Origin of the sequence: Actinomadura montaniterrae (genome assembly GCF_008923365.1) — a bacterium.
Taxonomy (GTDB): domain Bacteria; phylum Actinomycetota; class Actinomycetes; order Streptosporangiales; family Streptosporangiaceae; genus Spirillospora; species Spirillospora montaniterrae.
The window spans coordinates 10,656-22,971 of the sequence record NZ_WBMR01000147.1 but is presented as its reverse complement, the minus strand read 5'-3'; the positions used below and the strand labels follow the sequence as shown (position 1 = coordinate 22,971).

The 12,316-nt window shown below is 73.3% G+C and carries 15 protein-coding genes; 10 read left to right on the top strand and 5 right to left on the bottom strand.

Features of this window, described 5'->3' with window-relative positions:
- Positions 1 to 156: 156 nt before the first annotated feature.
- Positions 157 to 1,023 (top strand): PhzF family phenazine biosynthesis protein, encoded by an 867-nt coding sequence (locus tag F9B16_RS35060; protein WP_151544516.1) that lies wholly within the window; start codon positions 157 to 159, stop codon positions 1,021 to 1,023.
- On the opposite strand, the gene F9B16_RS54260 is transcribed toward F9B16_RS35060, so the two are convergent.
- A complete protein-coding gene (locus tag F9B16_RS54260; RefSeq protein ID WP_404800543.1) occupies positions 929 to 1,876 on the bottom strand; it encodes a hypothetical protein in 948 nt (315 codons plus the stop codon). The genes F9B16_RS35060 and F9B16_RS54260 overlap by 95 nt on opposite strands.
- Before the next feature lie 68 nt (positions 1,877 to 1,944).
- Positions 1,945 to 2,220, bottom strand: coding sequence for an effector-associated constant component EACC1 (locus tag F9B16_RS54255; protein ID WP_225992217.1), 276 nt, complete (start codon positions 2,218 to 2,220; stop codon positions 1,945 to 1,947).
- Positions 2,221 to 2,305: 85 nt separating this feature from the next.
- On the opposite strand from F9B16_RS54255, the gene nadE reads away from it, so the two are divergent.
- On the top strand, positions 2,306 to 3,145 hold the full coding sequence (gene nadE / locus F9B16_RS35050) for an ammonia-dependent NAD(+) synthetase (protein ID WP_151544514.1): 840 nt from the start codon (positions 2,306 to 2,308) through the stop codon (positions 3,143 to 3,145).
- 22 nt (positions 3,146 to 3,167) lie between these two features.
- Here the strand turns inward: nadE and F9B16_RS35045 are convergent, their stop codons facing one another.
- A complete protein-coding gene (locus F9B16_RS35045; RefSeq protein ID WP_151544513.1) occupies positions 3,168 to 3,455 on the bottom strand; it encodes a Fe-S cluster assembly protein HesB in 288 nt (95 codons plus the stop codon).
- 139 nt (positions 3,456 to 3,594) lie between these two features.
- On the opposite strand from F9B16_RS35045, the gene F9B16_RS35040 reads away from it, so the two are divergent.
- The 4 genes from F9B16_RS35040 to F9B16_RS35025 all read left to right on the top strand — a co-directional run bounded on the left by F9B16_RS35040 (position 3,595) and on the right by F9B16_RS35025 (position 7,014).
- Positions 3,595 to 3,777, top strand: coding sequence for a hypothetical protein (locus F9B16_RS35040; RefSeq protein WP_151544512.1), 183 nt, complete (start codon positions 3,595 to 3,597; stop codon positions 3,775 to 3,777).
- Positions 3,778 to 3,865: 88 nt separating this feature from the next.
- Positions 3,866 to 4,993: an acyl-CoA dehydrogenase family protein gene (locus F9B16_RS35035; protein ID WP_151544511.1), complete on the top strand. Its 1,128-nt coding sequence runs from the start codon at positions 3,866 to 3,868 to the stop codon at positions 4,991 to 4,993.
- A 9-nt stretch (positions 4,994 to 5,002) separates the two neighbouring features.
- Positions 5,003 to 5,839, top strand: a complete 837-nt coding sequence (locus tag F9B16_RS35030) for a phosphate/phosphite/phosphonate ABC transporter substrate-binding protein (RefSeq protein ID WP_151544510.1) — start codon at positions 5,003 to 5,005, stop codon at positions 5,837 to 5,839.
- Positions 5,836 to 7,014, top strand: a complete 1,179-nt coding sequence (locus F9B16_RS35025) for a diiron oxygenase (protein WP_151544509.1) — start codon at positions 5,836 to 5,838, stop codon at positions 7,012 to 7,014. Before F9B16_RS35030 ends, F9B16_RS35025 begins: the two co-directional genes overlap by 4 nt.
- A 65-nt stretch (positions 7,015 to 7,079) precedes the next feature.
- On the opposite strand, the gene F9B16_RS35020 is transcribed toward F9B16_RS35025, so the two are convergent.
- Together F9B16_RS35020 and F9B16_RS35015 are read right to left on the bottom strand one after the other, a co-directional pair.
- On the bottom strand, positions 7,080 to 7,514 hold the full coding sequence (locus F9B16_RS35020; protein WP_151544508.1) for a hypothetical protein: 435 nt from the start codon (positions 7,512 to 7,514) through the stop codon (positions 7,080 to 7,082).
- A gap of 290 nt (positions 7,515 to 7,804) precedes the next feature.
- Positions 7,805 to 8,254, bottom strand: a complete 450-nt coding sequence (locus tag F9B16_RS35015; RefSeq protein ID WP_151544507.1) for a MarR family winged helix-turn-helix transcriptional regulator — start codon at positions 8,252 to 8,254, stop codon at positions 7,805 to 7,807.
- Positions 8,255 to 8,361: 107 nt separating this feature from the next.
- On the opposite strand from F9B16_RS35015, the gene F9B16_RS35010 reads away from it, so the two are divergent.
- The 4 genes from F9B16_RS35010 (at position 8,362) to F9B16_RS34995 (ending at position 12,232) form a co-directional block, all read left to right on the top strand.
- A complete protein-coding gene (locus tag F9B16_RS35010) occupies positions 8,362 to 9,273 on the top strand; it encodes an SDR family oxidoreductase (protein ID WP_151544506.1) in 912 nt (303 codons plus the stop codon).
- A gap of 16 nt (positions 9,274 to 9,289) precedes the next feature.
- Positions 9,290 to 10,171 (top strand): amidohydrolase family protein, encoded by an 882-nt coding sequence (locus F9B16_RS35005; protein ID WP_151544517.1) that lies wholly within the window; start codon positions 9,290 to 9,292, stop codon positions 10,169 to 10,171.
- Positions 10,168 to 10,623, top strand: a complete 456-nt coding sequence (locus tag F9B16_RS35000; RefSeq protein ID WP_151544505.1) for a MaoC family dehydratase — start codon at positions 10,168 to 10,170, stop codon at positions 10,621 to 10,623. The genes F9B16_RS35005 and F9B16_RS35000 overlap by 4 nt, the downstream gene beginning before the upstream one ends.
- 82 nt (positions 10,624 to 10,705) lie before the next feature.
- A complete protein-coding gene (locus F9B16_RS34995) occupies positions 10,706 to 12,232 on the top strand; it encodes an acyl-CoA synthetase (RefSeq protein ID WP_151544504.1) in 1,527 nt (508 codons plus the stop codon).
- Positions 12,233 to 12,316 lie beyond the last annotated feature (84 nt).

Here is a 12,316-nt window from a genome sequence, read left to right as displayed (position 1 = left end):
ACCGTGCATTAGCGTGGCCCATGAAGACCTCCGAGACGGGTGAAGACGGCTATCTCCACCGCACTCGGAGGTCTTCGCTTTGATCAACCACCAACCCGGCGTGTCACCAACCTCACGGCCGAGTACAACTAGCCGGGCCGCCGTAGGATCCGGCTCATGAGCGCGCGCGGGCATGCCGTCACGATCGTGAACGCGTGCCGGCGGGACGGGCGCGGGGGCAGCCCGACCGCCGTCCTGGACGACCGCCCCATGACCGACGCCGAGCGCCGCGCCGTTCCCGCGCTGATGGGGACCTCGCACGCCGTCTTCCTCTCCGGGGCGGACGATGGCCCCGCCGTCTCGGTGCGCTTCTTCACGGCCGAAGGCGAGTTGCCGGCCTGCGGTCACGGGACGGTCGCCGCCCTGGCCGTCCTCGCCGAACGTGCCGGAGACGACGACCATCACGCGGTCTTGCGCACGTCCCGGCGGAGTTTCACCGGCCACTGCGTAAGGGGAGCGGACCACTTCACGGCGGCCTTCGATCCCGGGCCCGTCGAACTGCGCGAGCCCACGGCACGCGAACGCGACCTCGTCGTCCGCGCACTGGGCATCGCGCCGGGAGCCCTCGGTTCGGGCCTGTCCGTCGCGTCGGTCGGACGGCCCCGGATGCTCGTCCCCGTCACCACCCGGTCCGCCCTGAGCACCCTCGCGCCCGACCAGCCCGGGCTCCGCGCCGCCTGCGACGAGCTCGGCCTCCTCGGCGCCTACGTCCACACCCCGCCGACCGCCGAGGGCCGCCTCGCCGCCCGCCTGTTCGCCCCGTCCATCGGCGTCCCCGAGGACATCGCGAACGCCAACAGCACCGCATGCCTCGCCGCGCACCTGGCCGGACGGGGCATCACCGGCATCAGCGTCGACATGGGCGACGCGCTCGGCGCCCCGTCCACCATCACCGCCACCGCTCGGCAGGCCACGCCGGGGCCGGCGGTTCGCGTCGGCGGCACCGCCACGATTGAACGCACCACCGTCCTGCCGCGGATGTGAGCAGTTCCCATATGGCGGCTGCCATCGGTCGGCCTTGAGCCGAATGTCGATTTCGCGGGGACGGCTTCTGGGCGGCGCGGGCCTCGCGGCGGCGGGCGCGCTGGTGGCGCTCGGGTGGGCGCGCAAACACCGGGTGGTCGTCACGGTCGACGCGTCGAGCATGCTGCCCACGCTGCGTGGCGGCGACCGCGTGCTGGCGCGGCGCCGGCCGCTCGACCGGGTGCGGTGCGGGGACGTCGTGGTCCTCGAACCGCGCCGTCTGAACATCGCGCCCGCGCCGCGTCAAGATCCGGCGGCATGGCAGAAGGCACCAACGCCCAGCGGACCTCGACGCCCGGAGCGGGCGTCCCGCCGCCGGACGCGCTGCCAGGCAGAGCGCTGTGCTGCGGCAACCCGCCGGACGCGCCGCCGGGTGCGTCGCCCGCCCGTGCGAGCCGCCGCAGCGCTTCGACGGCACCGCCCCGCACGTCCGCGAGCGGGCTCGTGGCCGCCGACAGCAGGTCCGGTGGCCGGCTCGCCGGGCGCGGGCCGCGAGGGCTGCGGGCGATGACCAGATCGCCTTGCACGTCCAGGTACTTGGTCGGGTTCTGGTGCGGCGGGTTCGGCCGGTCCAGCCGCGGGCCGTCGTGGCGAAGAGGAGCCGGCCGCTTTCGTCCTTCCATCCGTGGCATGAGAAATGGACGAGAAGGACGTCGGTGGGGCGCGCGTCGGCGAAATGGTCTTCCAATGCGCCTATGATCTCGTGCGCCGGGCCGTTGGCCATCGTGGCGACCGCGAAGTCGCCGACGGCCGGGTCGGAAAGGACGGCGGAAAGGCCCGCCGCGTCCTGTGCGGGCGACCGGAGGCCGTGCAGTTTCGGGTCGGTGTACCGGTCGGCGATGATCAGGAGTGCTCGCCCGGGGCCGGTGCCGCGGTCGCTCGTCAGCCATTCGATATGGTCCGGCCCTCGCGCGCGGCGAGCCAGGTGAACACCCCTTTGACGAAGGCGGCGGTCACCGAGCTCGACGCGAGGACGGCCGTGATTGTGCCGGTCGCGGCCGCGGCGCCCGACTTCGCGCCCGGCGGGGGAGCCGCTTCGAGCGGCAGCAGCGGCACGCCTCTCTCGCCGAGTTCCCGGCAAAGCCGGCGGCATATCTCATCGGTCCGGGCGGCGTCGGCGTATTGCGCGACTATTTCCGTGATCGCGATTCCGGGCATCGTCCCCGTCTCATCGTTCCTTCTTCGGACGCGGTCGCATTCCGGGTTATTTGGACATTGAGGTGGTTTCGGCTAGAGTGTCCCGGTGACGAACCTACGGAAGCAGATAATCGCCGAGCTCGGCGTCAAGGCGTCCATTGTTCCCGCCGACGAGATCCGGGCGCGGGTCGACTTCCTCAAGGACTACCTGCGGTCGACCGCGGCCACGGGGTACGTGCTCGGGATCAGCGGCGGGCAGGACAGCACGCTCGCCGGGCGGCTGTGCCAGCTCGCCGCCGAGGAGCTGCGCGCCGAGGGGCGCGAGGCCACGTTCGTCGCGGTCCGGCTGCCGTACGGCGTGCAGGCCGACGAGCACGACGCGCAGGTCGCGCTGGAGTTCATCCGGCCCGACCGGTCGATCGCGGTGAACGTCAAGCCGAGCGCGGACGCCGTCGCCGGCGAGGCGGCGGAGGGGCTGCGGGAGCTGCTGGACGGCGAGCCGCGGCTGCGGGACTTCGTGCGCGGCAACATCAAGGCCCGCGAGCGGATGGTGATCCAGTACGCCATCGCCGGGCAGCTCGGGCTGATCGTCGTCGGCACCGACCACGCCGCCGAGGCGGTCACCGGGTTCTTCACCAAGTACGGCGACGGCGGCGTCGACGTCACCCCGCTGACCGGCCTGACGAAGCGGCAGGGCGCGGCGCTGCTGCGGGAGCTGGGCGCGCCGCCGAGCGTTTCGGAGAAGGTGCCGACCGCCGACCTGGAGGACGACCGGCCCGCGCTGCCCGACGAGGAGGCGCTCGGCCTGAAGTACAGCGAGATCGACGGCTACCTGGAAGGCGCCGACGTCGCCCCGGAGGTGGCCGCGAAGGTGGAGTCGGTCTACCTCGCGACCCGGCACAAGCGGACCGTCCCGGTCACCCCGCTCGACGACTGGTGGCGCTGAGCCGTTCTCGGCCGGACCGTGCTCAGCGGGTGGGGGCGGTGATGAGGAACGACACCGCTCCCTGGTCGTCGAGGCGGACGTCGAGGACCTTGTCGTGCAGGTACGCGGCGGCCGCGGAGTCCAGGAACAGGCGGGCGCCCTCCGCCTCGACGACCTCGTCGGTGGACGCGGGGCGCTCCGCCGGCGTCACGGCGAGGAGGGAGGCGGCGTCGTCGAGCGGCGCGATCCGCATGCCGGCGCCGCCGGGCAGGTCCGGCCGGGACGACAGATCGCGGATCGCGCTGGCGGCCGTTCCCGTGACGATGAGCACAACGAACTCCTGAGCCTCGCTTGAACCAACCGGTGGTCATGACAGCCGCATTTTGTCTACCCCGGGGTCTCCGCACCGAATCCGTGACGCGCGCCACGGGTAAGGGAAGGTCCTGACCAGCGAATTTCCCGGGGGGACGATGAGCGAGCCGACGGCGGACGGCGGTGTCGGGGACGAGGAGCCGGAGAGCTCCCGCGCGGAGGAGGGGGAGGACGAGCCCCGGCGCCGGAGACGCCCGGACGAGGCCGAGGGGTTCTCGCCGACCTCCCCCGAGGGGCGCGGCGGCCGGCTCGAGGACCTCAGCCCCGACGACTTCGAATAGCGCCCGGCGGGCACCGCCGCGTCGGCGCCGCCGGTGATTCCGGCCATTTCGCCGGCGCTCCGTGAATTCAACGCGAAAAGGAGCGGACGTGTCGTCCTACGACTACGCGCGCGCCATTCAGGACGTCATCGAGGAATCCGCCGGCCCGCGGGCCGCCGACGTGGACCGCGGCGGGGCCTTTCCCCGCGCGAACATCGACGCGCTCGCGGACGCCGGCCTGCTCGGCCTCGTCAGCGCCGAGGACGCGGGCGGGCGGGGCGCGGGGCTCGGCGCCGCCGCGCACGTCGTCGAGCGGCTCGCGGGCGCCTGCGGGTCCACGGCGATGGTGCTGCTCATGCACTACGCCGCCACGGCGCTGATCGAGGCGCACGGGCCGAAGGACGTCCGGGAGGCGATCGCCGGGGACGCGCACCTGAGCACGCTCGCGTTCTCCGAGGCGGGATCGCGCAGCCACTTCTGGGCGCCGCTCGGCACGGCCGCGCCCGCCGCCGACGGGCGGGTGCTGCTCGACGCGGACAAGAGCTGGGTCACGTCGGCGGGCGAGGCCGACAGCTACGTCTGGTCGAGCCGCCCCCTCGCGGCGGACGGCCCGATGACGCTGTGGCTGGTGCCGCGGGACCGGGAGCGGCTGAGCGTCCGCGGCCCGTTCGACGGCCTCGGGCTGCGCGGCAACGCGTCCAGCCCGGTCAGCGCCGACGGCGTGCTCGTCGACCGGGAGGCCATGCTCGGGCCGGACGGGGAGGGCCTGGACCTCGCCCTCGGGACGGCGCTGCCGCACTTCCTGGTCCTCAGCGCGGCGTTCTCGCTCGGGCTGATGGAGGCGCTCACCGCCAAGGCCGCCGAGCACCTGACCCGGACGAGGCTGGAGCATCTCGGGCAGACCCTCGCCGACCAGCCGACGCAGCGCGCGCGGTTCGCGGAGCTGCGGATCCGCACCGACCAGGTCCGCGCCTTCCTGCGCGACGCGCTCGCCGCGCTCGCCGAAGGGCGCGCGGACGCGACGCTGCGCGTCCTGGAGGTGAAGGCCGTCGCGGCCGAGTCCGCCTCCGAGGTCGCGGACGCGACGATGCGGCTCTGCGGCGGCGCCGCGTTCCGCAAGGAGTTCGGCGTCGAGCGGCTCTTCCGCGACTCGCTCGCGGCGCGGGTGATGGCGCCGACCACGCAGGCGCTGCACGACTTCGTCGGCCGGGCGAGCCTCGGCATGCCGCTCTTCTAGGGGGTCCGGATGACGCTGGTGATGGGCGCCGTCGCCTACGACCCCAAGGTCGTGACGATCTGGGCCGGGTTCCGTGCCTGGTTCGCCCGGCAGGGCTTCGACTTCGACTTCGTCCTCTACTCCCACTACGAGCGGCAGGTCGACGACCTGGCCGCCGGCCGCATCGACGCCGCGTGGAACTCGCCGCTGGCGTGGATCCGCGCCCGGCGCCTGGCCGGCGGGCGGGTCGCGCCGCTCGTCATGCGGGACACCGACCGGGACCTGACCTCGGTGGTCGTCGTCCGGGAGGACTCCCCGTACAAGGACGTCGCCGACCTCAAGGGCGAGACGGTCGGGACCGGCGCGATCGACTCGCCGCAGGCCACGCTGATCCCGTCCGCGCTGCTGCGCGAGCGCGGGCTCCGGCTGGGGGAGGAGGTCGCGGTCCGGCGCTTCGACGTCGGCGTCGGGCTGCACGGCGACCACATCGGCGGCGAGCGCGACGCCGCCCGCGCGATGATGTCCGGCGACGTCGCCGCGGCGTGCCTGATCGACGCCAATCACCTGCTGTTCGTCCGCGAGGGCACGCTGCCGGCGGGCGGCACGCGGGTGATCGGCCGGACGCGTCCCTACGACCACTGCACCATGACCGCCGCCGCAGCCACCCCCGAGACGGACCGGTTCCGGGACCTGCTGCTGTCGATGGACGCGGCCGACCCGGACGTCCGCGCGCTGTTCGACCTCGAAGGGCTCACCGCCTGGCGTCCCGCCCGGACGAGCGGCTACGCGCTCCTCGAGCAGGCCGTGGACGACGAGGGGTTCTACGACCCGGCCGGCGCGATCACCGCACCGGGCTACCGGCCTTGACCGACCCCGTCCTCGACCTCGAAGACCTGGGCTTCGAGACCGGCGCGCACCTGCTCGTGCAGCGGGCGCTCCGCGAACTGCCGCCGGGCGCCCGGCTCGGCGTCCGGGGCCGCGACCCGCTGCTCGACCCGCACTTGCGCGCATGGTGCCGGCCGCGCGGCCACACCGTAGTCCCGGCCGACGAGCCCGTGCTCGCGTGGGTCGTCCCGGGAGGCGCCGACCGCTGGGCGCGCGCCGAACGGGCGGGCTCCCCGGACGACGTCGTCGCGAAGGCCCCCGCCCACTGGGGCCTGGCCGCCCGCGGCGCGCTGGTCGAACCCGGCGGCCCGGAACCGGCGTTCGACCTCGCCGATCGCGACCTGCTCTGGACCGAGATCGCCCCCGCGCTCTACGCGCACGCCGCGTCCGCGCAGTGGGACCCGGCGACCGCTATCCCGTGGGACGCCGAGGTCGCCCTCCCGCCCGACATCGAGCGGGCCGTCGTCCAGATCATGACGTACCTGGTCGAGAACGAGCAGGCCGCGCTGGTCGTCCCGGCCCGGCTGCTCGCCCGCGTCCACCCGCACTTCCGCGAGGTCGCGCAGCTCCTCGCCGTCCAGGCCGCCGACGAGGCCCGGCACGTCGAGGTCTTCGCCCGCCGCGCGGCGCTCACCGGCGGGCCGCTCGGCACGTCCGCCGCCGGCGGCCGCGAGTCCCTCGCGACCCTGCTCACCGAACCCGACTTCTCCCTCGCGTCCTTCCTGCTGTCGGTGCTCGGCGAGGGCACCTTCCTCGCCCTGCTCGCCTTCCTCGACCGGCACGCCCCCGACCCGGTGACGCGGCAGGCCGTCCGCCTCGCCCGGCAGGACGAGGCGCGCCACGTCGCGTTCGGCGTCGCGCACCTGCGCCACCGCTCCGAGACCGATCCGCATCTGCGACCGCGGCTGCGCGCCGCGGTCGAGCGCCGCCACGACGCCCTCGCCACGTCCACCGGCCTCAACCAGGACGTCTTCGACGCGCTGATCCTCCTCGCCGCCGGCGGGTGGTCGCCGCAGGCGATCCGCCGCGGCCACGACGCGGTCCTCGCCCTGCGCCGCGAGATGGACGAGGGCCGCCGGCGCCGCCTCGCCCACTTGGGCTTCCCCGACGACGAGGCCGCCGCCCTGTCCGCCCTCCACACCCGCAACTTCATGTGACCCACCCGCACCCGAGCGCGACCGCGGCCCCGAGCGCTGCGGGTACGCCGCCGCCGGCATCCCCGTCAGGCGCCGGCGATGTTGATCAGGACGACCAGGGCGATCAGCAGGACGGGGACGAGGGCGCCGATGACGGCGATCGGGCGGGACATCAGCGGGGGACCCGGGTCGGCGGGGTGGCGGTGCGGGCTTCCGTCCGGCGGCGGCATCGGTGGCGCCAGGGAGGCGACCTTGCCGTGCCGGGTGAGGTTGATCAGGACGGTGACCGGCGTCGCGATGAAGGAGATGTAGCCCCACCAGCCGCCGATCAGGGTCTTGGCCGTCATGTCCCGGAACACCGCGAGGCCGCAGTCCCGGCAGAACGGGCCCTTGGTGTGCAGGAACGACATGATCAGGATCATGCCGCGGTGGCCGCGGAAGGTGGTCTCGGCCGCCGGGACGCAGCCGCAGAAACGGCATTGGGGCCCGTGGTGCGAGGGCTGCTGAGCACCGTACGGCATGGGCTGGGCGGGTGGCGCGCCGTACGGAGCCTGCTGCGGCGGCGGCCCGTACGGGGCCTGCTGCTGACCGGCGTAGGGCTGACCGGCGTAGGGCTGGCCGGTGTGTGGCTGTCCGGCGTAGGGCGCCTGCTGGGGAGCGCCATAGCCGGGTCCGCCGTGTCCGTACGGCGTCGGGTTCGATGGTGGCTGCACAGCCGCCGCCTCCGCTCTTCAGGGGGATCGGCTGATCTTGCCATGGGAGCGGCGTCCGGGACGGTGATTCGGGTGCGGCGGCCGATCGCGGCCCTGGGTCAGGAGAGGGCGCGCCAGGTGTCGGTGAGGGTGCGGCGGAACTCGCCGACCTGCCGCGCGGGCAGTTCGCGGATCATCCGCTCCTCGAGTTCGCCGACGGGCCCGGCGAGATCGTCCAGCAGCGCGCGTCCGGAATCGGTGAGCAGGATGAGCAGCTCGCGGCGGTTGGCGGGGTTGCGCTCGCGGCGGACGAGGCCGCGCGTCTCCAGGGCGCGGACCATGTCGGCCATCGACTGCGCGGTGACGAACGAGTCGCGGGCCAGCTGGGCGGCCGACAGGCCGTCGTGCCGCTCCAGGACGGTGAGCGCCGTGTACTGCAGCGCCGTGATGCCGGCCGGCTTGACCAGCTCCTCCAGCCGGGACCGGACGAGCAGCTCCAGCCGCTTGACCAGGTAGAGCAACGACGGCGGCGCCTTGCCGTCGGCCTGCGGCGGCGGGCTGTCGGTCATCGGCTCTCCCCGTTCGCGGTGCACGCGTCCAGGGTAGGGCATTGACAGGAAACCTGTTGAATGTGAACACTTGCCATCAACAGGATTCCTGTCGATTGTGGGGAGCTATGGAACTGGACGGGAAGGTCGTCGTCGTCACCGGGAGCGGGCGCGGCCTCGGCCTCGCCTACGCCGAGGCCCTGGCGGCCGCCGGCGCGTCGGTGGTGGTCAACGACGTGGACCGGGACGCGGTCGACGCGGCGGTCGGCAAGATCACCGCGGCGGGCGGCAGCGCGACCGGGGTCGTCGCGGCGGTCGGCGGCACCGAGACCGCCGACGAGCTGGTCGGCACGGCCGTCCGGGAGTTCGGCCGGCTCGACGTGATGGTCACCAACGCGGGCATCCTGCGCGACCGGGTGCTGTGGAAGATGACCGACGAGGACTTCGACGACGTCATCCGCGTCCACCTGCGCGGGACCTTCACCTGCGCGCGCGCCGCGGCGGCGCGGATGCGCGAGCAGGGGACCGGCGGGCGGATCATCCTGATCTCGTCCCCGGCCGGCCAGCGCGGCAACTTCGGCCAGACCAACTACGCGGCGGCCAAGGCCGGCATCGCGGCGATGGCCCGGACGTGGGCGATGGAACTGGCCAGGGCGGGTATCACCGTGAACGCGGTCGTGCCGGTCGCGGCGACCGAGATGACCAAGACGATCCCCGCGTTCGGCCCGGTCATCGAGGAGTCCGAGCGCACGGGCGAGCCGCTGCCGGACTGGCTGCGCAAGGACGAGGGCCTCGGCACCGTCGAGGACGTCACCGGCCTGATCACCTTCCTGGCCTCGGACGCGTCCAAGGACGTGACCGGGCAGGCGATCGGGATCGGCGGCGACCGGCTGGCGCTGTGGGCGCACCCGAAGGAGAAGGCGGTCGCGTTCGCCGACGGCGGCTGGAGCGCCGAGGCGATCGCCGAGCAATGGAGCACGGGCGTGGGCGCCGAGCCGGAGACCTACGGCATGCCCGCGCCGAAGGCACCGGAGGGCTGACATGGCCGACCTCATGATCGACGTCGACGCGCTGACCGCCATCGACGTGCACACGCACGCCGAGATCAGCAAGGACGGGCACGGCTCGCTGAGCCCGGAGCTGTTCGGCGCGTCCGAGGAGTACTTCAAGGCGCACGGGCACCGGCAGCCGACCATCGAGGAGATGGCCGCGTACTACCGCGAGCGGAGCATGGCTGCGGTCGTGTTCACCGTGGACGCCGAGCACGCCACCGGGTGGCCGCGCATCTCCAACGAGGAGGTCGCCGAGAGCTGCGCCGAGCACCCGGACGTCCTCATCCCGTTCGCCAGCGTCGACCCGCACAAGGGGAAGGCGGGCGTGCGGGAGGCGCGGCGGCTCGTCGAGCAGTACGGGGTGCGCGGGTTCAAGTTCCACCCGAGCATCCAGGGCTTCGCCCCCAACGACCCGCTCGCGTACCCGCTGTACGAGGCGATCGAGGAGCTGGGCGTCCCGGCGCTGTTCCACACCGGGCAGACCGGCATCGGCGCGGGCGTCCCGGGCGGCGGCGGCATCCGGCTGAAGTACTCCAACCCGATGCTCGTGGACGACGTCGCGGTGGACTTCCCCGAACTGCGGATCATCCTGGCGCACCCGTCCTTCCCCTGGCAGGACGAGGCGCTCGCCGTCGCCAACCACAAGCCGTACGTGTACATCGACCTGTCGGGATGGTCGCCGAAGTACTTCCCGCCGCAGCTCGTCCGGTACGCCAACAGCCTGCTCAAGGACAAGGTGCTGTTCGGCTCGGACTACCCCGTCATCACCCCGGACCGCTGGCTCGCCGACTTCGGGAAGCTGGAGATCAAGCCCGAGGTCCGCCCGAAGATCCTCAAGGACAACGCCGCCCGCCTGCTCGGGCTCACCGGCAAGGAGAACGCATGATCACCGCCAACGGGCTCGCCGAGATCAAGGCCCTGGCCGGCCAGGACCTCGGCCACAGCGCATGGCTCGACATCACCCAGGAGCGGGTGAACACCTTCGCCGACGCCACCGACGACCACCAGTGGATCCACACCGACCCCGAGAAGGCCAAGGACGGCCCGTTCGGCGCCGCCATCGCGCACGGCTACCTGACGCTGTCGCTGGTCATCCCGCTGTTCAACGACCTGCTCGACATCCAGGGCACGAAGATGAGCATCAACTACGGGCTGGAGAAGGTCCGCTTCCCGAGTCCCGTCCGCGTCGGCGCGAAGATCCGGCTCGCCGGGAAGGTCGCCGAGGTGACCGACGTCCCGGGCGGCGGCGTGCAGATGGTCTGCGACTTCACCGTCGAGATCGACGGCGAGGCCAAGCCCGCCTGCGTCGCCCAGGCCGTCTACCGCCACTACGCCTGACCCGCCCGGCCCGGCGCCGGCCCGGACGGGCCCGCACGGCCGGCCATCCGCACACGCTGCTCAGCAAGAGGAGTGAAACACCGTGGTGAACGCAGGACTCGGGGGATGGCCGGCCAGGCGGGCCGTGATGTCGCCCGGCCGTACCGCCTTCGTCTTCCGGGACCGCCCGACGACGTACGGGGAGGTCCACGACCGGACGGCGCGGCTCGCCGCCCGGCTGCGCGCCGCCGGCGTCGGCAAGGGCGACCGGGTCGCCTACCTCGGGCCGAACCACCCCGCGTTCGTCGAGACGATGTTCGCCGCGCACGTGCTCGGCGCGATCTTCGTCCCGCTGAACTTCCGGCTCGCCGCGCCGGAGATCGACTACATGCTCGGCCACAGCGGCGCGTCCGTGCTCGTCTACGCCCCCGAATGCGCGGCGGTCGTCCGCGCGGCGGAGAAGGCGCCGGGCACCGTCGTCGCGGTCGGCGAGCCGGCCGCCGGCGAACTCGCCTACGAGGACTGGCTCGCGTCCGGCGACCCGTCCCCGATCGACACCGAGGTCTCGCTCGACGACGTGGCGTGCATCCTCTACACCTCCGGGACCACCGGACGTCCCAAGGGCGCGATGCTCACCCACGGGAACCTGGTGTGGAACTGCTACAACCTGCTCGTCGGCGTGGACGTCGCCGGCGACGAGGTGACGCTGGTCAGCGCGCCGCTGTTCCATGTGGCGGCGCTGAACCAGTGCCTGCTGCCCACGTTCCTCAAGGGCGGATGCTCGGTCATCATGCCGTCCTGGGACGTCGACGAATGCCTCGACCTCATCGAGCGGCACCGCGTCACCTGGATGTTCGGGGTCACGGCCATGTTCGCGGCGCTGTCGCAGTCGCCGCGCTGGGACGCCGCCGACCTGTCGTCGGTCCGCAGCCTGATGTCGGGCGGCGCGCCGGTGCCGCCGTCGCTCATCCACACCTACCAGGAACGCGGCCTCGTCTTCTGCCAGGGCTACGGCCTCACCGAGACGGCGCCCGGCGCGACGTTCCTCGAAGCGGCGGAGAGCGAGCGCAAGGCGGGGTCGGCGGGCGTGCCGGTGTTCTTCACCGGCGTCCGGTGCGTCCGGACCGACCTGACCGACACGGCGCCCGGCGAGCCCGGCGAGGTCATCATCAAGGGGCCGAACGTCACGCCGGGCTACTGGAACGCCCCCGACGCGACCCGGTCCGCGTTCACCGACGACGGCTGGTTCCGCTCCGGCGACCTCGCCCACGTCGACGCCGAGGGCTACTTCTACATCGTCGACCGCGTGAAGGACATGTTCATCTCCGGCGGCGAGAACGTCTACCCGGCGGAGGTGGAGGCCGCGATCTTCGAGCATCCGGCGGTCACCGAGGCCGCGGTGGTCGGCGTGCCCGACACCCGGTGGGGCGAGGTGGGCCGGGCGTTCGTCATCACCGCGCCCGGCGCGGCCCTCGACCTCGCCGAACTGCGGTCGTTCCTCGGCACCCGCCTGGCCAAGTACAAGATCCCCGTGTACCTGGACGTGGTCGACGAACTTCCCCGCACCGGCTCCAACAAGGTCCAGAAGGCCCGTCTCCGCGCCGTCCCGCTCTCGCCCCCCGCCTCCTGAGTCGCGGGGGGGGGGGGGGGGGGGGGGGGGGGGGGGGGGGGGGGGGGGGGGGGGGGGCCCCGGGCGGGGGGCGGGGGGGGGGGG

What these genes read in the sequence shown, in the direction of transcription:
- F9B16_RS35060 (WP_151544516.1), top strand. Translation starts at nt 157, where the DNA reads ATGAGCGCGCGCGGGCATGCCGTCACGATCGTGAACGCGTGCCGGCGG.
- F9B16_RS54255 (WP_225992217.1), bottom strand. Translation starts at nt 2,220, where the DNA reads ATGCCCGGAATCGCGATCACGGAAATAGTCGCGCAATACGCCGACGCC.
- F9B16_RS35040 (WP_151544512.1), top strand. Translation starts at nt 3,595, where the DNA reads ATGAGCGAGCCGACGGCGGACGGCGGTGTCGGGGACGAGGAGCCGGAG.
- F9B16_RS35030 (WP_151544510.1), top strand. Translation starts at nt 5,003, where the DNA reads ATGACGCTGGTGATGGGCGCCGTCGCCTACGACCCCAAGGTCGTGACG.
- F9B16_RS35020 (WP_151544508.1), bottom strand. Translation starts at nt 7,514, where the DNA reads ATGCCGTACGGTGCTCAGCAGCCCTCGCACCACGGGCCCCAATGCCGT.
- F9B16_RS35015 (WP_151544507.1), bottom strand. Translation starts at nt 8,254, where the DNA reads ATGACCGACAGCCCGCCGCCGCAGGCCGACGGCAAGGCGCCGCCGTCG.
- F9B16_RS35010 (WP_151544506.1), top strand. Translation starts at nt 8,362, where the DNA reads ATGGAACTGGACGGGAAGGTCGTCGTCGTCACCGGGAGCGGGCGCGGC.
- F9B16_RS35000 (WP_151544505.1), top strand. Translation starts at nt 10,168, where the DNA reads ATGATCACCGCCAACGGGCTCGCCGAGATCAAGGCCCTGGCCGGCCAG.